Source organism: Arthrobacter sp. RT-1 (assembly GCF_003367205.1).
GTDB lineage: Bacteria > Actinomycetota > Actinomycetes > Actinomycetales > Micrococcaceae > Arthrobacter.
In genome coordinates this window covers 293,120-315,464 of sequence record NZ_QRGQ01000012.1, presented here as the reverse complement: position 1 = coordinate 315,464, position 22,345 = coordinate 293,120, and the positions used below count along the sequence as shown (strand labels likewise).

Genomic DNA, 22,345 nt, shown 5'->3' with positions numbered 1-22,345 from the left:
TGTTTGGGCTTCTGCTGCGTGAGGCGGTGCGGTTCCGATATGGGGGCCGGAACCGGACGTTCTTGAACTAGACGCCGATACTTATGGCGTCGTGGTCGTTGTTGTGGTCTTCTTGGCAAGCTCGGTGTTCATTGAGTCGAAGAACCCGTCCAGAGTGCCGCCCAGAGTGCTGACAGCAACGATGATGACGACGGCGATGAGGCCTACCATGATGCCGTACTCAACGGCGGTGGCGCCCTTTTCGTCGGTGCGGAGGCGTGCCATGAGGTTGGTGTAAAGAGAAAGCATTTTGTACTCCTGAGCGAGACGGATGGCTGGTCCTGCACCAGCACTGATACGAAGTTAGCAACCGGAAAAGGGCCAAGATCGATATCTTCGGACATCCTGCGCAAAGGCTTTCTGGGGTGTATTTTTCCTGCGCTTTCACTTGGTTTTCGGTGCGCTAACACTGGGATTATTGCTTCCGGGCACGCAAAAGGACCCCCTCGGTTCTGGGTGCCGAGGGGGTCCGGTCTATGGGGCGCCGCTTGGGCGGGCGATTGGGCTTGGGAACCTAGAGATTTCCGGAGAAACTGTTCGCGACGTTGATGACCGCTGGCCCAATGATCACGATGAAGAGCACCGGCAGTATGCAGAACATTAGGGGGAACAGCACTTTGATGGGCAGTTTCATGGCCTTCTCTTCGGCCCTTTGCCGACGCTTGACTCGCATCTGCTTGGCCTGAATCCGGAGGACGCCGGCGATGGCAACGCCGTAGATGTCGGCCTGGACCACTGCCCGAACAAATGTCCGGAGATCTGGTACATCCGTCCGCGAGGCCAAGGCCAGATATGCCTCGCGGCGACTCCTACCAACCTGCATATCCTGTAGAGTGCGGGTCAGTTCAAAGGCAAGTGGTCCCTTCCCATTTTGTGCCGCCCTAGCCATCGCGGACTCGAACCCAAGGCCTGCTTCTACAGAAATGAGCATCTGGTCCAGAGTGTTGGGCAGTTCCAATTCCATGGCTTTCTGCCGTTCCGCGCCGCGGCCGTGAATTAGGATGTCCGGGATAAAGTATGCCAGTGCAGCCGCGAGCGCAACGTACGTTACTGCGGGCGTTGTTACGTCCTTGCTGATCACCAGGATCCCCAGGAAGCAGACAATAAGCGCTAGGGCAGGTTTGGCCATCAGCAGCCTGTCGAGGGGCATCTGTGCCGGCCGTCCCGCACGTGCCAGAAGCTTGTCGAGCCAGGCAGCGTAACGACTGGGGGTGATGCGCAAGCCAAGCTGGGGCGAATCGCTCGCATTCGTCTTTGATGTCTGAGAGCCTTCAGAGCCAGCATTGCCGAAACGACCCCGACTAAGATTCGCTTGAACAGCAGCGAATCCCCGCCGGTCCACGGCTACTAACAGCCAAGCCATGAAGCCGATAGGAAGCACGATCAGACCAATGAAAAGCCACGCCATGGTATTCATGGTCGCCTCCTAAAACTTGATCTTGACGACACGGCTGAGCCAGAAAGATCCGACTGCCAAAAGGACCGCCGCCACGCCGATTAAGACCCACCCAATCGTGGTGGTGTAAAGAGTTGAAATATAGGCACTGCTTGCAATCGACATGTACAGGAACATTCCCACCGGCAAGGCAATCAGGATGTAAGCAGAGAGGCGGCCTTCTGCGCTTAGGGCTTTTACTTGACCCTTAATTTGGCTCCGTTCCCGAATAGTCTCACCCACCTGATCCAGAACCTCGGCAAGGTCCCCGCCAACCTCCCGGTGAATCTCGATGGCCTGACCAATCCAGCTGAAATCCTCGCTCCGCATGCGTACTGCAGCATCCTGCATGGACTCCTGCAAGTCACGTCCCAGGCGTGACTCGTTCACCAGCCGCGCGAATTCCTCGGAGGTAGGCGCATCGGCATCCCGAGCCACCGCATCCACGGAGCGCATCAAACTGTGCCCCGCACGGAGACCCCCGGCCAGCATTTGTAATGTGTCGCCGAGTTGGGCGTCGAACTGGGACCGTCGACGACCCGAAAGGACGTTCAGGGTTAGCTTTGCCAACAACGGGGTGGAAGCAGTCATGAGGAGTGCTGCTATGAAGCCGTACAGAATGAAGCCAACTACACCGGCTGTTACAGCGATGCACGCCACCAGAAGTATAAAGTCGGCCTGACGCATCTTGAGGCCTGCCTGCTCAAGGGAAGCCCTGCTGCCGAAGGCAGCGTTCCGGCTGACGTTCCGTTCCAGGTAAGCGGTCGCGGTATCCGTGGCGCGGGTTAAAAGGGACGGGCCCGCCACCACTCCTGGGCGCCGTCGCGACAAAGCGATCTGGCCTCTGCTACTGCGAAAAGTTATGAGCACGAGCACAGCGATGGAACCGAAACAGAGAGCAAGTCCTGCTGCCAGAAACAAAGGATGTGTGACTGTCACCTGAATCTACCCCCGGTGGGTGTGGCGCCGAACACCGCTGGTGAGATTGGAATGCCGAGTTCAGCGAAATGGTCGACAAACCGGGGGCGGACACCTGTGGGTATCGCCCGACCCAGGAACCTGCCGTTGGCGTCGATCCCCGCGCTGTAGTCAAACGTGAAGGCATCCTGGAGAGTAACGACTTCCCCTTCCATTCCCTGCACTTCGGTAACGTGCGTGACTCGTCGAGTCCCGTCGCGAAGCCGGGAGATATGTACGATGACATTTATGGCTGAGGCAATTTGCTCGCGAATGGCCCTCAGCGGGAGGTCCATGCCAGCCATAAGGACCAGCGTTTCCAAGCGTGAAATGGCATCCCTTGGTGAGTTGGCGTGGACTGTTGAAATTGAGCCGTCGTGGCCGGTGTTCATAGCCTGCAGCATGTCCAAGGATTCCCCGCCACGGACTTCGCCGATCACTATGCGATCGGGACGCATCCGCAAGGAGTTCCGAACCAGATCCCGAATGGTAATTTCGCCCTTGCCCTCGATGTTCCTAGGCCTGCTTTCCAGCCGGATGACGTGGTCTTGTTGAAGTTGAAGTTCCACTGCGTCTTCAATCGTCACGATGCGTTCGTCGGACGGCAGGAACGATGAGAGCACGTTGAGCATGGTGGTCTTCCCGGTGCCAGTGCCTCCCGAGACAATGATGTTGAGACGGGCCCTCACGCATGCTTGCAGGAGCTCGGCCATTTCGGGCGACATGGACCCGAGGGAGATGAGGTTGTTGACGGTGAGCGGTACCTGGCCAAACTTTCGGATGGTCAACGACGAACCACTCACCGCCAGCGGCGGAATGATCGCGTTGACCCGGGATCCATCCTGGAGTCGGGCGTCTACCATTGGCGATGATTCGTCAATGCGACGGCCGACTTTGGTGACAATCCGTTCGATCACACGGCGCAGGTGCTCCTCATCTGTAAAGCGGGACCCGCTGAGTGTGAGTTTTCCTTGGCGTTCAACGTAAATCTTTTCTGGTCCATTCACCATGATTTCAGTTATGTCGCTATCGAGGAGGAACTTCTCTAGAGGACCCAGCCCAAGTACGTCATCAATAATCTCCTGGACCAGGCGCGCGCGTTCGGTAAGCGTGAGCGGAATTTCTTCTTCCTCAATGATCTTGCGGAGTTCATCCTTGACATACTGCTGGAGCTCAGAATCCTCCAGGGAGTTGTCTGTGATGCGGCTTCCCATGCGCTCGTAGAGTGCCACACCGGCGCGGTCCTTGACGGCGGTCAACGCTTCGTTCGATTCATTGCTGTGGTTGCGGACTTCTTGGGGGGCCGCTACATATGTTGACGTGTCTTGACCCACGGCGCTCCATGGGTTGGCGGGCGCTGGTGTGCCCGCTTCTCCGGCAGCTGCACCGCGTGCGGCATCCAACCTACGTGTAAGACTCATGAGACCAGTGCCCTTCTGTGCAGCTTCTTGTGGGGTCGTTCTTCCCAACCCGGTTTGAACCTTTCGGCTAGTTGTCCGAGTCCGCGTGCCACGCCATCACGGCTGCCCTCCTGAAGCAGAGGCACGCCCTTGTTGGTTGAAAAGGGAACAACGCGGGATCGCGGCAGGACAATATCCACCGGCCGGCCGATGGTGGCTTCCACATCCTGCACTGACAGCCCGCTCTTGCGGTCAGCGAAATTCAACACCACATGGCGGGTGTCCGGCATAAGGTCGAGTTCCGTAAGGATCTGGAAGCCTGTTCGTAGACCTCGAATGCTCGGTACGTCCATGCCGCAGACCCATACCGCATCGGTCGCTAAGTCGAGGGTGGCCAGCAAGTGTTCTCCCAGCCCCGGCGCCGTGTCTACGACAACATACTGGAATTCGTCAGCCAACTGTCTAATCAGATGCCCCACCTGCTCGCCGGTGATTTGATCAGCTTGCGCTGGGTTGAGCGGAGCACAGAGTGCATATATGCCGCTGTTGTGCAGCGTCAAGTACGACTTGAGTACCAGGGAGTCCTGAACGGCCGCTCCCGTCACCGCGTCAGCCAGGGTCCGCTCTGGCTCGAGCAGTAAACCACTGGCAACGTCGCCGAACTGCAAGTCGAGGTCAAGAATCACCACACCCATCGGGGCAACCTTGCCCAGCGCCACTGCCAGATTGGTTGTGACTGTAGTCTTGCCTACGCCTCCTTTCGGCGACATCACGGCTATGACCCGGCCCCCGACCTTGCCTTCGGGAAGAGTGGCTCCCAGACCCCGACGGCGACTGGCGGAGGCGAGGCTGGCTCGCTCCAGCATCCTCTTAATGTCTTCGCTCGACGCATCCGGCTGCAGTAGATCACGGATCCCGGCTCGCATGGCCGGAAGCGCGATGCCCTCATCGGCCACCGTGACCAGGACAACGCTGACCTCCGGAAATTGCAGGTCGAAGAGGCTGGCTATCCGGATGGCATCCTCTGTTGGTAGGCCTGGCCCCAAGAGAACTACCTCTGCGGGCTCTGCACTGACCGTCCGGAGAATATCTTCTGGACTTGGGGGAAGATAGTTGGCTGGCAGTACCTGGATCTGGCCGTGAAGCCCTTTAGCGGCTTCTTGGGCCCTCTCGGAGAACCCGGTATCCGCGGTGACCACTACAAACCTGCTCATTTGAACAGCTCCGTCTTTTTCACGGTTGTCGGGCCGCTTTCCGTGGCCGAGCCGGGTTCCTTAGTGAGCCAAAGCTTCCCAAATTCTGCGGCAAAGGCGATTTTTGATGCATCCAGGTCATTGCGGGCGAAAGTGACCAGCAGTTGGCCCTCGGGCAATTGGGTATTTGCCTGCTCTGCCTCGTTGCCGGAGGATGACGCCTTCGCTGTGGAACGCTGGACGCTGGTGACCAGGACCTTGTGGAAGATCTGCTGCCCGCTATCCTCACCTGCGGCCGTGCCGGCACCAGCTGAAAACAGGGCAACGATGCCCACGGTGTCACCAGCGGCAATACGGCCGCCAACAACGCGCTGCGCCTCGAGCTGGACTGAAACTTCCTGCATGCCCTCGGGCACCGGGACGGAACCGGGGGCCGCAAGGCTCGTGGGATCCACCAAACGAACGCCTAGGAGAGCTTCGCCGGGCACCAAGTCGGCCGCGGCTACTTTACCGTTCAAGCCGTCGAGGCTTTTCAACGCTCCATTGGGTATAGATGCGGCAGGCAAGGACGCTAGCCGCACGGACGACTGTATTTGATCCACAGTGGCACCTTGAGGAATTTCTTTTTCGACCACTAGTACTTGTACTGGCTGTAAGTTGGCTTGGGCCCTGGCTTCGGAACCCTGGACATATGAGACCAGGAGCATTGTGCCAACTACCGCGAGCACAAGCGCTACGATGCCTCCCAGAAGGCGGTTCTTCACTTGTCTATCTCCTTTAGTTCATTCTCGACTGAGCTGGCTGCTCCAGGCCCAGGTGAATCATCAAAGCCTTAGTTACTGAGCTGGGCGCCGGTGGCCCCGTAGGTTGTTGGTCCCCCCAAAGTCATGGCTTCGGCCAGAGAGACCTTCTTGATGAACCGGCCGAAGATTCCAAGGTCGCTGTTCTTCAAATTGAGGGAGTCGGAAAGAGCGGTCGCTTCAGCAGTCATAAAGTTCTCCGGCAGGCCACTGCCGCCTTTCAGTGCCCACCCGCGGAGCGAAATCTGCGCGAAGGCTTCGATGTGGAACTCGGCGCCGGCACCGGTGCCCCGTCTGTTGTCGAAGATGGGAACCAAGATCTCCACGGTCTTTGATGGGTTCGCCAGAACAGCACCCCACTGGCTCATCATTGTTGAACAAGCACCGTTGAAGTCGTTGCCCGTATCTGTGCCTACCCAAGGATTGGCAATGTCCACCCGGACACTGCAGTTGTTGGCCGGATCGTCGAGCCAGCCAAAGCCGCCTGGGACTTCCAGTCCAGAGGATGACGGTGTAGTGCATTCGTATAACGGGTCCGAAGCGAGGGAGCTGCCATGTGCCGGGAAGAACTGCAGGTCCTTTGTGAAGAAGGGATCCGATTCGCATTTCGAGAAGGTGAGCGGGATGACATTTCCCGCGGCGAAACCACCAAACTTAGCTTGGGCAGAAGCACGAATATCGGACGTCTGGATTCCGAGGGCCCGCGCGAAGGTTAAGGAAAAGTGATTGTTTCCTGAACTGTCCCTGGACTGAGTAGTTACGTTGACTACGCCTGCACCGACGGTTGCGTTAAGAATATTGGTGTGGGCGTCTAGAGCATTTTGATTCGCCATGTTGGTGGCTTCGACGGAAGGTGCAGAACAAGCGGCCGCTGGAGGTGTTGCCAGACAGCCTTGGGCAATCGAGAGTGCTGCCGCATCGGCACCACTCTGAAGTTGCGCATGCTCGGCGTACATCGTGGAAACGTCCACGGCAAAGGCGGTAAAGCCAAGAAGAGCCACCATGCTAAACGCTGCGATGGGAGCTATGGCGCCGCGTTCTTTGTTTCGGGAATCTAACCACCGCATCGCATTACACCTTTGCCTTGCATGGAGAGGGTGGCAGGCATTCCCGGAATAAGATTGGGAAATCCTGTCATCCAGGCTGTTGAATAATTGACTGTGACCACCGCGTTGCCGGTGGTGGTACAAGTAGCGCCAGAGGAGTAGCTGACTCCGACGTTGGCTGCAGTCAAAGCTACGGAGGGGGCTGCTGCCACACCCACGGCCTGCGCACTAGCGGTTGTGTATGAAGATTCAGCGTTGTGTATAGCGGCGTGACGGGCAGCTTCGCGAGCCGCCTGCGTGAGAGAGACCTGGATGTTGAAGGCCCGTCCCATTTCAGCGATCCCCAGGACGAGAACCAGAAATATGGGCAGAATAAGGGCAAATTCAACCGCGACTGCGCCAGCCTCCCGGGTGCTTCGAGGCCGCTCGCTGCGGCGACTGATTTTTTGCATCATTGTGTCCGAGTTCTACGAAGACCGGCTTACTCGAACTGCCGGCCGAGATATGGGTCGTGATGATGTGGCTGCGGCAGCAAACTCAACTTGTCGAGCTGAGTCTTAACGCTGGCGGCCCAAGGGGGAGAGGAGCCGGCGAGCAATTGCTCAAGGTCCCGCTCCGCCCCTGGGCTCACAGCGTGTCTGTGCAGCTAGATCGCGGTGTTGACAGCGACAAAAGCGTCGTTGATCTTTCCGCCAAGGAGAACTACAACGGCAACGATGACGGCGGCGATCAGGGCCACCAAGAGACCGTACTCCACTGCAGTGGCACCACGTTCTGCATGGAAGCGTTCCTTGAGCTGTCCTTGGAAACCGGACAAGAAAGCAAGAGTCGAGACCATCAGAGAGCTCATCGGATCTGCCTTTTCTTCAACGACTAAATGGCGCTGTTGACGGTGACGAAGGCGGTGTTGATTTTGCCTCCGAGAAGGACAACAACGGCAACGATGACCGCTGCAATAAGGGCAACCAGCAGGCCGTATTCAACGGCCGTGGCACCATTCTCTTCGCGAGTAAAGCGATCCTTGACGCCAGCAACGTAAGCCATCATCGAGACCATGAGAGAAGTCATTTTGGATTCCTTAATTCGGTGAAATGGGTTGAATTGATTTCAACGAATTTCCAGCTGCCCCCATAAATCTTTAGCGGCTGGATTTCGCTAAGAAGAGATTGTCATTCGAGGGGTAGGGGCAACAATGCGTAGTGGTACTCGACTTTTTCTGAGGGTGCAAAAAGTACGTACTCGGAAACTGTGGCAGGTACTCGCTACGGGAAGCGAGTACACAAGCCCACTACTTGGAGGCAAGGTCCTTTTATCTAGGCAAGGCCCCGCCAGACCGCCGCTAGAAGCTACAAGAGGAAGAGTGTGGCAGCCGCGGTGGCACCGAGCATCGAGGGTCCGTGGGCCACTTCTGACGCCCTATCTCGGCCTTTTCTAGCTAAGACCACTGTGGTGACAAGGCCGTTCAGGACGAAGCCGAGGAGGCCCCCGTACAGCAGGTGGGTCCAGCCTAGGTACCCGAGGTAAAGGCCGACAGGCGCTGCTAGCTTCACGTCGCCCATTCCGATGCCCCCGGGGGAAATTAGGCCCAAAATGAGGTACCCAGCAAACAAAATAACGGCCCCTAGCGCGGCACGCAGGAGTTCATCAGCTTGCTTATTAAGCAGCCCGGGCAATAAAAAGAGTGCAAAACCACCCGTGAGCAGCATTAGCACAAGCGGGTTCGGCAATAAATGCAGAGCGACATCAATGCGGGCCAGCTGTACGCCCAACGCGGCCAGGAATATGAAAGCCGGCAGGGCAGGGCTTATTCCAAAGCGCAAGGTAAAGGCTGCGCACGCGAGACCGGTGAGTGCCGCCGTCGTGATCCTTACGGGGAGGGCGGGGAGCCCGCCGAGTCTAGGAAGATGCTTGGCGATGAGCATCTCGGCCACAGGGGAGAGCGCCGACCCTAATAAGCTGATGCCGATGAGTAGGAGCCACCCTGTGGAACTCTCATTGCCCGTTGCAAACACCGCGACCCCCTGCGTCGGTAAGGCCGGCAGGTCCTGTGCTGGCAGCCGGCTACCCCATTTTGACCCTGAACCCCTTAACGCGCTAATCTTGGTAGTCGTTGTGCGTGTCCTATTCCGATGGTGCGTGCCCGCTTGAGAATCCGGTTGCAGGATGACTACTCAACGTGCACATTCGGAAACACAGGATGACTGGTTACATGGAGCCCTCACCTCTGTTCCGGTAGCGCGCAGATAGTAGGTGTCCGCCCCTGAGCGGCACCTAAACCAGAACGCCAGAATAAGAACGAGGCAAACACCGTGCGTACGTACACCCCGAAGCCCGGCGATATCAACCGCCAGTGGCACGTCATTGACGCCACAGACGTTGTCCTTGGTCGTCTCGCGAGCCAGACCGCAATCCTGCTGCGCGGCAAGCACAAGGCCACCTTTGCGTCCCACATGGACATGGGCGACTTCGTCATCATCATCAACGCTGAAAAGGTTGCCCTGACCGGCGCCAAGCTGGAGCAGAAGCGCGCTTACCGCCACTCCGGCTACCCGGGCGGCCTGACCTCCGTCAACTACGCGGAACTGCTGGAATCCAACCCGGTCCGCGCCGTTGAGAAGGCCATCAAGGGCATGCTCCCCAAGAACTCCCTCGCTGCACAGCAGCTGGGCAAGCTGAAGGTGTACCGCGGTGCTGAGCACCCGCACGCCGCCCAGCAGCCCAAGACTTTCGAAATCACCCAGGTCGCCCAGTAGTCCTGGCCACCAAACAACTTATCTATACAAGGAGAATCGTGGCTCAGAACGAAGAGACCACCGAAGCCGTTGAGGCTGAGGAAACCCTGACCAGCTACACCTCTGAAAGCTCAGCTGCCGAAGCTGCGCCGAAGAAGGAACGCCCGGCCCTGACCGTTGCCGGCGCAGCTGTTGGCCGCCGCAAGGAAGCCGTTGCACGCGTCCGCGTTGTTCCCGGCTCCGGCAAGTGGACCATCAACGGCCGCGCGCTGGACAACTACTTCCCGAACAAGCTGCACCAGCAGGACGTCAACGAGCCCTTCAAGATCCTTGATCTCGAAGGCGCCTACGACGTTATCGCCCGCATCCATGGCGGCGGCATCTCCGGCCAGGCCGGTGCGCTGCGCCTCGGCATCGCCCGTTCGCTGAACGAGATCGACGTCGAGAACAACCGCGCCACCCTGAAGAAGGCCGGTTACCTGTCTCGCGACGCACGCGTCATCGAGCGCAAGAAGGCCGGTCTCAAGAAGGCCCGCAAGGCTCAGCAATACTCCAAGCGCTAAATCCGCTTGCACAGAAGCCCGTCCCGCCATTGGCGGGGCGGGCTTTTGCCTTGGTTGAGGCCTTTCCTACGGTGCCAATTTGTACAACTCGGCGCCCCCAAAAACTTGTGCAGTATGGTTCGCCCTAACCCACGCGACGATTCGCGCAGCTTCGCCTCTGCCTTCGGCTGGGACAGGAGGCAAAGTCTGTATGACCATGGCGCCGATCTTCTGCTCTTCCACCAAAGCAATGAACTGTTCCAGGGTTGGGAAGGGATCTGATCCGTTGAAGCCTCCGATGGCAAGGATTGGTCGGCCCGTTTCTAATTGGTAGTTGGCGGCGGATTCTGAACCAACAATCGCCCCTGGCCACGTAATTTCGCTCGGTGAACTGCGCAATTGTTGAGTGACCGCCGCAACGGGCATATCACCGAGCATTGCGGCCGTAACGCTGGGTGGATCTTTCTTGTTGAGGTGCTGCCTGCCCGGGTCGTCGGCGCGGATGCCCAGTGTAGAGGGTCCAGCTGACACCGCAGCACCAATATGTCCGGTTGAGACTGTGTACAAAGACCACGCGGTCGGGCCAAGCAGGACGGCAAACACAAGAAGCAACGCGAAGATGCGTCGAAGATGACGATGGGGGAGCGGCAAGGCACCAAGCGCGATGGTTACAGCCCAGAGACCTAGAAGAATCTGAGGCAAACCTGGAAAGTCGTCTGTTGATCTTGCGGCTGATACATACGCCATCATGGCGCTTGCCAGGAGTGTGATAGTTAGGAGAAGCCTCCATCGCCAAGTCGCCGTTGACCGAAGGAAGGAGACAAGTGCGATCGCGGCTAGGCTGCACATTGGCGGCACCGCCGAGAGACCGTAGTAGGGGTGAACGATCCCTGACATGAAGGCTATGAGGGACACGGACACAACAAACCAGACGATACTGAGAACTGCCAAACTTTGTCCTTGCAATCTTCCGCGCCGCTGGTGGAACTGCATCAATACGATGAGGGATCCGGCTGCAGCAAGGGGAAGGAACCACCCAAACTGTCCTGTGAAGCCTGGCTGCAGGAAACGCTGAAAACCGGGGGCGAGAGTTGCTAAGGTCGCCAAATCGCTGGACGATGAGCTGGTGGCTGCATCCTGTCCGGTAAGTCGTTCGATTCCGTTATAGCCGAGTGTAAGCTCAGCCGCACTGTTCGTCATCGATCCGCCCACGTACGGTCGGGAGCCGGGATCGGTAAATTGCAAGATGAGTAGCCACCAACCACCGGCTATGACAGCAGTCAACCCTGCCATACAAAGGTTTAGCACTTTGCGCTTGAAGTTGCTATTGGCAAACCCCAGATACGTAATGATGATCGCCGGGATGATCAAAACTATTTGCAGTTGCTTCGTCAGGAAACCGGCGCCGACCAGTCCGCCGGCGAGTATAAGCCAGGCCACCTTGCGCTCACGGATTGATTTTAGCGTAGCATGCGCCACTCCGATCATTAGGAGGCACAACATTGCATCAGGATTGTTGTAACGAAACATGACAGTTGCAACTGGCGTGAGTGCGAAGAGCACACCTGCAGTGAATGCAGTCAAAGAGTCAGTGTAAGCACGGACCGTTTTAAAGAGCAGGTACACACTAAGGACTCCGAAGAGCGCTTGAGGTAATAAAAGGCTCCACGAATTTAAGCCGAAAATTCGAACGGCCAGCGACATTGCCCACAAGCTCAGAGGCGGCTTATCAACGCTGATGGCGTTGGCAGGGTCTGAGGAACCGAAGAGAAAAGCTGTCCAATCCTGAGCTCCAGCCATTGCGGCAGCAGAATAGTAAGAGTTGGCCCAGCCGTTCTTGTCTAGGCCCCAGCAGTAGAGCAGGGCCGTTGCAGTCAGCAGTGTAGTAATAAGGCGATTTTCGAGACTGACGCCCCGGACCCTTGCAGCGATAATGCTTACAGTGGTCATTGCGCTTGTTGGTGTCCAAACGGGCGGAATAGCACTCACCGTGATGCACCTTTCTCATTTTTGCTAGCAATGTCAGTAAAAGGAAACATCGATAATCTAGGAATTGCCGTCAAAAGGGTCAGAACGGGAAGATCGAATATCGGCGAGGCTATGACCATCGCAGGTGCGATTAGCCAGGCCCATCCGGTTCTCGCCCCGAACAAGACGACAGCGGTGGCTACCAGGCAGCGGATGACCAAGCCGGCGAATCCGTCCGGGGTTTCGTCACGGTGACCTAGAAGAAAACGTAGCCATGTCTGCCATTCTCCTGGTGAAAGTAGATAAGAGGTAAAGGCAACGATGGCGGCCATCGACAGTGACTTGATCAATTGAGCCCATTGTCGACGTCCAGCAAACCATAGCAGGCCCACCGCGGCGGTGATTTTGGTCAAGAGAGCGATGCAGTACACACGCGGTCGAGTCAAGCCAAGGACTGCACAAGCTGCGAGGAGGATGAATATGTTGCCATTGATCAATTCCGGCACACTTGCGAGGAATAGGGGAACGGACCACCGCATTTTGAGTGGCATGAGGAGCCAAACCAATACGGACGCCTGTAGGATGACCCAGAATACGAAAAAGATTTGCCAATCCAGAAGGGCAATAGGGCGGATGACCGTTGCAAAGGCCGGTGAGTAAAGGTATGCGTCAATCTCACCGCCCGGACGGGAGTAGCTCAAGTCACCCCGGGCGGCTAGCCAGTAGGCATGGGCATCCCAGCCATACCAACCCGTGGACACCACAAGCCATGTCTTATGGCCGACCATGAAAGCTCCTAACAGCCAAGTCAGAAAAAGCGCACCTTTCATGAAGACCGGAAAGGTTGTTGCAAACTCTTCTTTACTCATCGCCCAAACCATCGTTCAAATCCGATCAGAGAGCGTGGCATTCAACATGCAGGCGGATTTCCAGGGCGATATGCACAGGGACTGGGAGGCTTGGCCAAGAATTTTGACTACCTGAAACAAGGATGTAGGGGGTTTCGTGATGCGGGAAATGTTGGGTAATGGAAGCTGCCCACGAGAAACCTGGGAAGGCGCGGCATTGCCACCGGCGAAGCGCAGTCTCTGGGTACTCGCCTGGCTTGCATTTTTGCCTTTGGTGATGATTCGCGCAGAAAACTTTGCTGAATCGGATACTTTCTGGGCAATCCGTACTGGAACCGTAACCATCGCCCGTGGGGCCATTCCCACGGAGGATCCGTTTTCTTGGACCGTTGACGGTGAACCATGGACCTTGAATGCATGGGGGTTCAACGTCATCCTCGGAGCGGCATACCTTGTGTGGGGACTCGCTGGTTCTGCCATAGCTTCTTCCCTTTTTGTTGCGACACTTGGCGCTTTAGTTCTGCTGCGGGCCCGTCAACTAGGTGCTACGCCCGTTATTGCCGGATGGGTGCTTGTCCTCGGTGGTGCCACCATGACCACTTGGATCTCGGCGAGACCTCAAATAGCCGATTACGTGGCTATCGTGGCGATAGTTCTGCTGTTACATCGGTTGCACTCCGCATCCCGTCCTGCGTGGGTGCTCACCGGGCTTGCACTGCTGACATTAGTTTGGGTCAACTTGCATGCTGCAGCGCCGCTTGGTGCATACGTGTGTGGAGCGGCCACTGTCGGCGTCCTTGTAAGCTCGAGGCATCGCAAACAAACTGGACGTTTTGTCTTAGCTACTCTGGTGGTGAGCTTATGTTGTCTCATAAATCCATACGGCGCGGGAATTGTTGCCCAAGCATTGCAGGTGAAGGACCAGTCAAACAACATAAAAGAGTGGCAGTCATTCGACCCAACTGATCCTTTGCAGCTGACGGTGATGGTGGCTGGGCTCCTTGCCATTGCAATTTCAGCAAGGCGTAGAGATCCAGTAGGAGTGGCAGTGCTGGCAGCCTTGCTTTGTGGATCATTAGCCGCGTACAGAATACTTCCCATATTTCTCGTACTCGCTCTTCCTGTTTTAGCCGCGGGTGCTCCCTTGGCGGTTCTCGCTTACTTTCGAAGCCGACGTAGAATGCTCCGACAAGGGGCCGCGGCGGCGATCCTGATAGCGACGGTTACTGCCCTTGTCAATTCTCACAATCTGGGTCGTCCCGATCCTGCGCATTTTCCCGCCTCCGCGATTCAACAGATACCGTCTGGATGTAATTTGTACAATGACTATCAACTCGGTGGACTGGTGATCTTAGAGCGACCGGATGTGAAGGTATCAATAGATTCAAGAAACGATTTATATGGAGCTGCGCGGGTTGACAAGTCACTCGAAACCGTTGCCGGTCATGGTGACCTCAACGCTCAACTGCAGGGAGCCGACTGCGTCTTGGTACCGCCGGAAACTGGACTTGCCCAGTTTCTTCGCAGCAGTCCTGCGTGGAAAAGGACCCACGTTGAACAGACCGCTGAATTATTCGTCCGTGTTGTCTCATAACATCTCGACGTTGCAGCAGCCGCTCGGGCATATTGAGGCGCATAACGGTAGGTGAATCCAGGGGCAGAATAGAGACTTGTCCCCTGCAAACGCTGCGATCGGTCAAGCATGGGCTACTTCCGTGAGCTCAGCGTGCCGGTGATGTTGCCATACCCGGAAGACCCAAAGTCGCAGAAGTACAAAACGCATTAGTGTGGCAAAGATATTCGCGGCAGTAAGGGCGAGTAGTTCTAGGGCGGGTGCGGCTTCAGGGTTCGCGGCATGCAGCACCCCTAGGGACACGGAAGTAATTGTCCAAGCCAGCAGAAAAACAATCAAACCCTGGAACTGTTGCGTGAACAATTTTTCCGGACCACTGATGCCGAAGGTGAACCGGCGGTTGGCCGCCGTGTTTCCTATGGCAGTCAGCAGCAAGGCCAGGAAGTTTGCCTCTTGGGCGCCGAATGGGCCTTGGAGAACGAGATATAGCAGAGCAAATGCAAGCGTCGAAGCCACGCCTACAAGTCCAAACCTGAGCACCTGACCAAAAAAGCTGGGCCTGCCCAACGGAACTATAGGTCGACGCCCGAGCTCGGCATAGATCGCTGCTACAGGGATCACGCCTTTCATCAGGGATCCCGCAACCCGCACCATGCCGCGGAGGTCATCGAGTGCCGTCTGCTTTATATCTACGCGGCTGTCCGGGTCATCTACCCAGTCGACCGGAATTTCATGAATGCGAAGCCCGGATCGTTCCGCAATAATCAGCAGCTCGGTATCAAAAAACCAGCTGTTATCCTCCACGTGCGGAACAAGCCGCTTCGCAACGTCTGCGCGAATCGCCTTAAAACCACACTGGGCATCGGAAAAGCGCACCTGCATTGTTCTGCGAAGCAGGAAATTGTATGACCTTGAAATGAATTCACGTTTCGGGCCCCGGCTCACGCGGGAACTCTGCCCGAGGCGTGTACCGATTGATATGTCGGAATGGCCCGACAGTAGGGGAGCCACCAACGGAGGCAGGGCGGCCAGATCAGTGGAGAGATCCACGTCCAAGTAGGCAAGGACTTTCGCCTCCGAGGCGCCCCAAGCATCCCGAAGCGCGAACCCGCGACCTTTGACCTCGAGACGGCGATACTCGACATTCGGCATGTTCTCGCTGAGTCGAGCGGCAATCACCGGAGTCCGGTCGGTGCTTGCATTATCGGCGATGGTGATTTTCCACGTCGACGGCATTTCGTGCGTCAAATATTCGGCGAGCCTTGTGATGCTGTTTTCGAGTACCGCTTCTTCATTGAAGACCGGTACAACAATTTCGAGCGCCAAGCCCCCATAGCTAGGTGTCATGCATGGATCGTAGGGGTGCCGAAATAGCCATGGCGAGGCTTTGAAGCAAAGACAGGTAACGGCCAGATAAACCAAGTAGTCCCAGTAATTGCCCCTGCCATAACTCGGGTACTGAACAAGTAGGTGCGGCTGTAGAAGACTTCGAACGCGGGTGCTAGCGCCCCATCCTCTAGACTTGTCCGGTGTCTAGATTATTTGGAACTGATGGTGTCCGGGGGCTGGCCAACGGCCTGCTGACAGCAGAGCTGGCCATGCAGCTGGCCCAGGCGGCGGCCGTCGTGCTCGGCCATGACCGCAATTCCAACGGCAGCCGGCCACGCGCCGTGGTGGCCCGTGACCCGCGCGCCAGCGGCGAGTTCATCGCCGCAGCGGTGGAGGCCGGGCTCTCCAGCTCCGGTGTGGACGTCTACGACGCCGGCGTCCTGCCCACGCCCGCAGCCGCCTACCTGGTGGCTGACCTGGATGCGGACTTCGGCGTCATGATCTCCGCCTCCCACAACCCTGCACCGGACAACGGCATCAAGTTCTTCGCCCGCGGTGGCCAGAAACTCCCCGATGAGGTGGAGGACGCCATCGAGGCGCAGATGTCCAAGGAGGCCGTCCGCCCGGTCGGCGCCGACGTCGGCCGCATCCAGCGTTTCTCCGACGCTGAGGACCGCTATATCGTCCACCTCCTCCAGACCCTTCCGCACCGCATCGACGGACTCAAGGTGGTCCTCGACTGCGCCCACGGCGCCGCCAGCGGCTGCTCACCCCAGGTCTTCAAGGATGCCGGCGCGGACGTCATCGTCATTGGCGCTGACCCGGACGGCCACAACATCAACGACGGCGTCGGATCCACCCACCTCGGCGCCCTCAAAGAAGCCGTAGTGAAGCACGGCGCCGACCTCGGCATCGCCCACGACGGCGACGCTGACCGCTGCCTCGCCGTGGACCACGAGGGCAACGAGGTGGACGGCGATCAGATCATGGCCATCCTCGCCGTCGCCCTCAAAGCCTCCGGCAAGCTCAAGGACGACGTCCTGGTGGCCACCGTTATGAGCAACCTCGGCCTGAAGATCGCTCTCCGCAACGCAGGCATCAGCATCCGCGAAACGGCCGTGGGCGACCGCTACGTCCTCGAGGAAATGCGCGACGGCGGCTTCAACCTTGGCGGCGAACAGTCCGGCCACGTGATCTTCGCCGACCACGCCACCACCGGCGACGGCGTCCTCACCGGTCTGCAGCTCGCCGCCCAGATCGCCCTGACCGGCAAGCCGCTGAAAGAACTGGCCACCGTGATGACCAAGCTTCCGCAGGTCCTGATCAACGTCAAGGGTGTGGACCGCGCCGGGGTCAAGAGCAACGAGGTCCTTGCCCAGGCCGTCGCAGCAGCGGAAGCCGCGCTCGGCGATACGGGCCGCGTCCTGCTCCGGCCCTCGGGCACCGAGCCCGTGGTCCGCGTCATGGTGGAGGCCGCCGACGAGGAGACGGCGCAGTCCATCGCCGAGCACCTCGCCCAGGTAGTCCGGACAGAGCTCGCGCTGGAACTCGTCAGCGAATAACGCACCAAAACAAGAATGGTCCGCTTTCCAAGAAGGAAAGGCGGACCATTTTGGCACTCCGGGAAAACTTAGACGGCACGGTCCTTCAACGCGTCACGGATCTCCGTCAACAAGGCAATCTGCGGGTCCTCCGCGGACTCCTTCTTGACGTCCTGGTTGATCCCGAGCCTGCGGTTGCGCCGTTCAATCATCAGGTTCATCGGCATCACCACCACAAAGTAAATCGCCGCGGAAATCAGCAGGAAATTGACGATTGCCGTCAGCAGGACACCGAATTCAATGGCGTTTCCGTTCAAGTCCACCTTGGCGAAGCTGTCGAAGTTGGGCGAGCCTACCAGCCCTGCAATAAAGGGCATCAGCACTTTGTTGACCAGCGCCGTCACCACCGCGCCGAAGGCGGTGCCGATGACGACGGCCACGGCAAGGTCAACGACGTTGCCCTTCATAATGAAATTCTTGAATCCAGTCAGCATAGGAACCACGCTAACCCATCGCCCTACGGGTATCCCGGCGCCGCTTCCACGCCGAAATACTCCTCCAGCGTGAAAATCCCACGCGCAGCCATGTCCGTGGCGGCCTCCACCCCGATGTACCGCAGGTGCCACGGCTCGTAGTAGTACCCGGTGATCGGGTGGAACATCCACGGATACCGCACCACGAAGCCGAATCGGTGCCCGTTCGCCTTCGCCCACACCGCGGCGGGCTGGTCCGCGAAGCACGGCTGGAAACCGCACACGCCGTTGCCGTCGGCGATGTCGAACGCCCACCCCGTCTGGTGCTCGGAGTACCCCGGGCGCGCGCTGGCCGTGTCGGCGTCGGCCTGTCCCCGCGAGGCGACGTAGCCGTTGTACGTGGCCACCTGGGTGGTGTACGAGCGGTACCCGCTTGCCAGCACCATGGACACGCCGTCCGCCGCGGCAGCCGCGAACATCGCCTCCGCCGCAGCCGCCGTCGTGCTGTTCAACAGCGCAGCCTCCCCGGAGACGGTCGTGGCGACGGCGGGGCGCACCAGGTCAGCCGGCGCGTAGGCCGCGGGGACCAGCGGCCGGTGCTTGTTGACGATAAGCCACGGGCTCGCCGGGTCGGTCAGGGAGAACTGCCCCGGCAGCGCTGCGGAGGGCGACGGTGCTGGCTCGGAAGGTGCGGCGGCCGCCGAGGTGAGGTCCGGCGTCGGGGTTGCCGATGCGGTGGCCGCAACGGGGGAGGGAGGCGCAGAAGGAGAGGCCGACGACGGTGGGGCCGCCGTGGGTGCCTCCGGCGTGCATGCCGTCAGGACAGTCAGTCCGGCCCCCGCCGCGAGGAACCGCGCGAAGCTGCGGCGGCTGGCGACAGGCGGGCCCGGTTCAGCTGCGCAATCGTGGCACACCCGTGCTACACCTTCCGCAGCAGCATGCGGCGGATGGAGTGGTCAGCGTCCTTGGTCAGCACCAACTGCGCCCGCCCCCGGGTGGGAAGGACGTTCTCCTCCAGGTTGGGCTCGTTGATGCGCTTCCAGATGTCCCGGGCGGTGCTCTCCGCCTCCTCCTCGGACAAGGTGGCGTAGCGGTGGAAGTAGGACTCCGGCTGCGCGAACGCGGTGCTCTGGAGCTTGCGGAACCGCTCCACGTACCACTCCTCGATGTAGGAGGTCTTGGCGTCCACATAGATGGAAAAGTCGAAGAAGTCGCTCAGCGCCAGGCCCTGCTTGCCGTCGTGCCGCGGGCGGGCCGGAGCCAGCACGTTCAGCCCCTCAACAATGAGGACATCCGGGCGGCGGACCACCACTTCCTTGTCCGGAACGATGTCGTACGTGACGTGGGAGTACCAGGGCGCGCGGACTTCCTCGGCGCCGCCCTTGATCTCGCTCACGAAACGCAGCAGCGCGCGGCGGTCGTAGGATTCCGGGAAGCCCTTGCGGTCCAGCAGCTGGCGGCGCTTGAGCTCGGCCAGTGGATAGAGGAACCCGTCGGTGGTGATCAGCTCCACATTCGGGGTGCCCGGCCAGCGGCGCAGCATCTCGCGGAGCACACGGGCAATGGTGGACTTGCCCACCGCCACGGAACCGGCCACGCCAATCACGAACGGCGTGCGCTGGGTGTGCTCGCCAAGAAACGTGGTGGTGGCGGCATGCAGCTGTCCCGCAGCCTCGACATACAGGTGCAGAAGCCTGGACAGCGGAAGGTAGACCTCACGGATTTCCTTCATATCGAGGGGATCCCCGAGGCCGCGCAGGCGGATGATGTCCTCTTCGTTAAGAGGCTGTTCCATCTCGTCTGCGAGCCGGGACCAGGTCTGCCGGTCCAGCTCGACGAACGGGGAGACACCCTCTCCATTCGCCTCATTGCGTTGCAAAGTCACGTTAGAGATTCTGCCCCGCGCCCGGCACATAGCGAAATGCAGGCCGCCGGGCGCCCGGCTGGTCCCGCAACATACAAGGCACGCGCGGGCGGACCGCACGGTTTACAGCTGGCGGCTCCCAGCCGATAGTCTTGGGGCTATGTGTGGAATCGTGGGATATGTGGGCCGTCCTGTTGACGGTGTAATTGACGGTCACAGTGCTTTGGATGTTGTCCTGGAGGGGCTGCGCCGCCTGGAGTACCGGGGCTACGACTCCGCCGGGGTGGCTGTGGTGTCTCGGGGCGCTATCGAGTCGCGGAAGAAGTCGGGGAAGCTGAGCAACCTGATTGCCGAGCTGGAGGCCAGGCCGCTGCCGGAGACGGTGACCGGGATCGGTCACACCCGCTGGGCCACGCACGGAGGCCCGACGGACCGGAACGCCCACCCGCACTTGGCCGACGGCGGCAAGCTCGCCGTGATCCATAACGGCATCATCGAAAACTTTGCCGAGCTGAAGCTCGAGCTGCTCGAAAAGGGCGTGGAGTTCCTCTCCGAGACGGACACCGAGGTGGCCGCGGCGCTTTTGGCGGACATTTTCCGGAACAAGCTGGGCGGCGACGCGTCCAACGGCGGCCTGACCCGTGCCATGGAGCTGGCGTGCCAGCGCCTCGAGGGTGCTTTCACGCTGCTCGCGGTCCACGCGGACCAGCCCGACGTGGTGGTTGCCGCCCGCCGGAACTCACCGCTGGTGGTGGGCCTGGGCGAGGGGGAGAACTTCCTGGGCTCGGACGTGTCCGGCTTTATTGATTACACCCGCCGGGCTGTGGAGCTGGGCCAGGACCAGATCGTCACGATCACCGCGGACACCGTGGACATCACGGACTTCTTCGGGAACCCGGCCGCGGGCAAGGAATACCACGTGGACTGGGACCCGGCCTCGGCGGAAAAGGGCGGCTTCTCCTCGTTCATGGAGAAGGAAATCCATGACCAGCCCGACGCCGTGGCGCAGACCCTGCTGGGCCGGTCGGACCTGGACGGGAAGCTGACCCTGGATGAGATCCGGATCGACCCGGAACTGCTCAAGCAGGTCAACAAGATCATCGTGCTGGCCTGCGGCACCGCCGCCTATGCGGGCACGGTGGCCAAGTACGCGATCGAGAACTGGTGCCGGATCCCCACCGAGGTGGAGCTGGCGCACGAGTTCCGTTACCGCGACCCGATCCTGGACGCGAACACCCTGGTGGTTTCCATCAGCCAGTCCGGCGAAACGATGGACACGCTGATGGCCGTCCGGTACGCCCGGGAACAGGGCGCGAAGACGATCTCGATCTGCAACACCAACGGCTCCACCATCCCGCGCGAATCCGACGCCGTGCTCTACACGCACGCCGGCCCGGAAATCGCGGTGGCTTCCACCAAGGCGTTCCTGGCCCAGATCACCGCGGCGTACCTGCTGGGTATGTACCTGGCACAGCTGCGCGGCAACATCTTCTCCGGGCAGATCAAGGACGTCCTGGCGGACCTGAACAAGATCCCGGCCAAGATCCAGACCATCCTGGACAACGCCGAACCGCTCCGCGAACTGGCCCGCAGCATGAAGGACGAAACGTCCGTGCTGTTCCTGGGCCGGCACGTCGGCTACCCGGTGGCCCTGGAGGGTGCGCTGAAGCTGAAGGAAATCGCCTACATCCACGCCGAGGGCTTCGCCGCCGGTGAACTCAAGCACGGCCCCATCGCCCTGATCGATGAAGGCAAGCCGGTGTTCGTGATCGTCCCGTCCCCCCGCGGCCGCGAATCGCTGCACGCCAAGGTCATCAGCAACATCCAGGAAATCCGTGCCCGCGGCGCCCGCACCCTGGTGATCGCCGAGGAAGGCGACGAAGCCGTCAAGGCCTACGCCGAGCACGTCTTCTACGTCCCGGAAACACCACCTCTGCTGATGCCGCTGCTGACCACCGTCCCGCTGCAGATCTTCGCCGCCGAACTGGCCGCCGCCAAGGGCTACGACGTGGACCAGCCGCGCAACCTCGCCAAGAGCGTCACGGTCGAGTAAGCCTTCCGGCACTAAGCACAAGCAGCCCCGAGCCCCTCTGAACTGCTCCCCGAAAGTTGGACTGAGAAATTCAGTTCCGACTTCCGGGGAGCAGTTCACTCCGGCTCGGGGCTGCTGCTTTAAACGGGCCCGGCGAGCTCTGCGCGGGAGGCCGGGATCGCCACCGTAGACTAAGCCACATGATCGTTGGCATTGGCGTAGACGTAGTAGACATCGAGCGGTTCGGCCGCCAGCTTGAGCGCACCCCGGGCCTCCGGGACCGGCTGTTCGTCCCCGCGGAGCGTGAGCTGAACACCCGCTCCCTGGCCGCGCGGTTCGCTGCGAAGGAAGCTGTGGCCAAGGTCCTCGGTGCACCGGCCGGCATGAACTGGCAGGACTGCTGGATCGGCCTGGACCAGAACGGCCCCACCGTCCAGGTCAAGGGCACCGTGCTGGCGGTTGCCGAAGCCAAGGGCGTCAAGCGCTGGCACCTCTCCATCAGCCACGACGGCGGAATCGCCACCGCCACGGTCCTGGCCGAGGGCTGACCCGGCCCCGGGCTCGCCCCTGGAC

General features: G+C 59.7%; 23 protein-coding genes. 6 read left to right on the top strand and 17 right to left on the bottom strand.

Annotated features, from left to right (window positions below; all coding sequences use genetic code 11):
• Positions 1-81: 81 nt before the first annotated feature.
• From DXK94_RS12555 to DXK94_RS12505, 11 genes are all read right to left on the bottom strand, one after another.
• Positions 82-288 (bottom strand): Flp family type IVb pilin, encoded by a 207-nt coding sequence (locus tag DXK94_RS12555; RefSeq protein WP_115525217.1) that lies wholly within the window; start codon positions 286-288, stop codon positions 82-84.
• Between the two features lie 265 nt (positions 289-553).
• A complete protein-coding gene (locus DXK94_RS12550; protein WP_115525216.1) occupies positions 554-1,456 on the bottom strand; it encodes a type II secretion system F family protein in 903 nt (300 codons plus the stop codon).
• Positions 1,457-1,465: 9 nt separating this feature from the next.
• Positions 1,466-2,281, bottom strand: a complete 816-nt coding sequence (locus tag DXK94_RS12545; protein WP_258868538.1) for a type II secretion system F family protein — start codon at positions 2,279-2,281, stop codon at positions 1,466-1,468.
• A gap of 128 nt (positions 2,282-2,409) precedes the next feature.
• Positions 2,410-3,852 (bottom strand): CpaF family protein, encoded by a 1,443-nt coding sequence (locus DXK94_RS12540; RefSeq protein ID WP_115525214.1) that lies wholly within the window; start codon positions 3,850-3,852, stop codon positions 2,410-2,412.
• Positions 3,849-5,045: an AAA family ATPase gene (locus tag DXK94_RS12535; protein ID WP_115525213.1), complete on the bottom strand. Its 1,197-nt coding sequence runs from the start codon at positions 5,043-5,045 to the stop codon at positions 3,849-3,851. The genes DXK94_RS12540 and DXK94_RS12535 overlap by 4 nt, the downstream gene beginning before the upstream one ends.
• Positions 5,042-5,752, bottom strand: coding sequence for a Flp pilus assembly protein CpaB (locus DXK94_RS12530; RefSeq protein WP_115525301.1), 711 nt, complete (start codon positions 5,750-5,752; stop codon positions 5,042-5,044). The genes DXK94_RS12535 and DXK94_RS12530 overlap by 4 nt, the downstream gene beginning before the upstream one ends.
• A 104-nt stretch (positions 5,753-5,856) precedes the next feature.
• Complete coding sequence (locus tag DXK94_RS12525; protein ID WP_115525212.1) at positions 5,857-6,891, bottom strand: Tad domain-containing protein; 1,035 nt, start codon at positions 6,889-6,891, stop codon at positions 5,857-5,859.
• The gene (locus DXK94_RS12520; RefSeq protein WP_115525300.1) at positions 6,879-7,322 is read right to left on the bottom strand and encodes a TadE/TadG family type IV pilus assembly protein; all 444 of its coding nucleotides are present in this window, start codon (positions 7,320-7,322) and stop codon (positions 6,879-6,881) included. Before DXK94_RS12520 ends, DXK94_RS12525 begins: the two co-directional genes overlap by 13 nt.
• 194 nt (positions 7,323-7,516) lie before the next feature.
• A complete protein-coding gene (locus DXK94_RS12515) occupies positions 7,517-7,720 on the bottom strand; it encodes a Flp family type IVb pilin (RefSeq protein WP_115525211.1) in 204 nt (67 codons plus the stop codon).
• A gap of 23 nt (positions 7,721-7,743) precedes the next feature.
• Entirely contained in the window at positions 7,744-7,938 is a 195-nt protein-coding gene (locus DXK94_RS12510) for a Flp family type IVb pilin (RefSeq protein WP_115525210.1), read from the bottom strand.
• A 278-nt stretch (positions 7,939-8,216) separates the two neighbouring features.
• Positions 8,217-8,792, bottom strand: coding sequence for a prepilin peptidase (locus DXK94_RS12505; RefSeq protein ID WP_115525299.1), 576 nt, complete (start codon positions 8,790-8,792; stop codon positions 8,217-8,219).
• A 387-nt stretch (positions 8,793-9,179) separates the two neighbouring features.
• Between DXK94_RS12505 and rplM the strand changes: the two genes are divergently transcribed.
• Both rplM and rpsI read left to right on the top strand, forming a co-directional pair.
• On the top strand, positions 9,180-9,623 hold the full coding sequence (rplM, locus tag DXK94_RS12500) for a 50S ribosomal protein L13 (protein ID WP_015937805.1): 444 nt from the start codon (positions 9,180-9,182) through the stop codon (positions 9,621-9,623).
• Positions 9,624-9,661: 38 nt separating this feature from the next.
• Entirely contained in the window at positions 9,662-10,165 is a 504-nt protein-coding gene (gene rpsI, locus DXK94_RS12495; protein WP_050054349.1) for a 30S ribosomal protein S9, read from the top strand.
• A 66-nt stretch (positions 10,166-10,231) separates the two neighbouring features.
• On the opposite strand, the gene DXK94_RS12490 is transcribed toward rpsI, so the two are convergent.
• Together DXK94_RS12490 and DXK94_RS12485 are read right to left on the bottom strand one after the other, a co-directional pair.
• Positions 10,232-12,094 (bottom strand): glycosyltransferase family 39 protein, encoded by a 1,863-nt coding sequence (locus tag DXK94_RS12490; RefSeq protein ID WP_115525209.1) that lies wholly within the window; start codon positions 12,092-12,094, stop codon positions 10,232-10,234.
• A gap of 35 nt (positions 12,095-12,129) precedes the next feature.
• The gene (locus tag DXK94_RS12485; protein WP_181884820.1) at positions 12,130-12,981 is read right to left on the bottom strand and encodes a glycosyltransferase family 87 protein; all 852 of its coding nucleotides are present in this window, start codon (positions 12,979-12,981) and stop codon (positions 12,130-12,132) included.
• 136 nt (positions 12,982-13,117) lie between these two features.
• Here DXK94_RS12485 and DXK94_RS21240 point away from each other — a divergent pair, with 136 nt between their 5' ends.
• Positions 13,118-14,554 carry a hypothetical protein gene (locus DXK94_RS21240; RefSeq protein ID WP_147294373.1) on the top strand — a complete coding sequence of 479 codons (1,437 nt, stop codon included), beginning with the start codon at positions 13,118-13,120 and terminating at the stop codon, positions 14,552-14,554.
• Positions 14,555-14,656: 102 nt separating this feature from the next.
• Here DXK94_RS21240 and DXK94_RS12480 read toward each other — a convergent pair whose 3' ends face one another.
• Positions 14,657-15,880, bottom strand: coding sequence for a bifunctional glycosyltransferase family 2/GtrA family protein (locus tag DXK94_RS12480; protein WP_115525207.1), 1,224 nt, complete (start codon positions 15,878-15,880; stop codon positions 14,657-14,659).
• Positions 15,881-16,062: 182 nt separating this feature from the next.
• Here DXK94_RS12480 and glmM point away from each other — a divergent pair, with 182 nt between their 5' ends.
• On the top strand, positions 16,063-17,424 hold the full coding sequence (gene glmM, locus DXK94_RS12475; protein WP_115525206.1) for a phosphoglucosamine mutase: 1,362 nt from the start codon (positions 16,063-16,065) through the stop codon (positions 17,422-17,424).
• Positions 17,425-17,492: 68 nt separating this feature from the next.
• Here glmM and mscL read toward each other — a convergent pair whose 3' ends face one another.
• From mscL to coaA, 3 genes are read right to left on the bottom strand one after another with little or no spacing between them, the layout of a single operon-like run.
• A complete protein-coding gene (mscL, locus tag DXK94_RS12470) occupies positions 17,493-17,897 on the bottom strand; it encodes a large conductance mechanosensitive channel protein MscL (RefSeq protein WP_115525205.1) in 405 nt (134 codons plus the stop codon).
• A 23-nt stretch (positions 17,898-17,920) separates the two neighbouring features.
• Positions 17,921-18,790, bottom strand: coding sequence for a D-alanyl-D-alanine carboxypeptidase family protein (locus tag DXK94_RS12465; RefSeq protein ID WP_115525204.1), 870 nt, complete (start codon positions 18,788-18,790; stop codon positions 17,921-17,923).
• Between the two features lie 5 nt (positions 18,791-18,795).
• Complete coding sequence (coaA, locus tag DXK94_RS12460; protein WP_181884819.1) at positions 18,796-19,791, bottom strand: type I pantothenate kinase; 996 nt, start codon at positions 19,789-19,791, stop codon at positions 18,796-18,798.
• Positions 19,792-19,900: 109 nt separating this feature from the next.
• On the opposite strand from coaA, the gene glmS reads away from it, so the two are divergent.
• Together glmS and DXK94_RS12450 are read left to right on the top strand one after the other, a co-directional pair.
• Positions 19,901-21,793: a glutamine--fructose-6-phosphate transaminase (isomerizing) gene (glmS, locus tag DXK94_RS12455; protein WP_115525202.1), complete on the top strand. Its 1,893-nt coding sequence runs from the start codon at positions 19,901-19,903 to the stop codon at positions 21,791-21,793.
• A gap of 179 nt (positions 21,794-21,972) precedes the next feature.
• Positions 21,973-22,320, top strand: a complete 348-nt coding sequence (locus tag DXK94_RS12450) for a holo-ACP synthase (protein WP_018760400.1) — start codon at positions 21,973-21,975, stop codon at positions 22,318-22,320.
• Positions 22,321-22,345 lie beyond the last annotated feature (25 nt).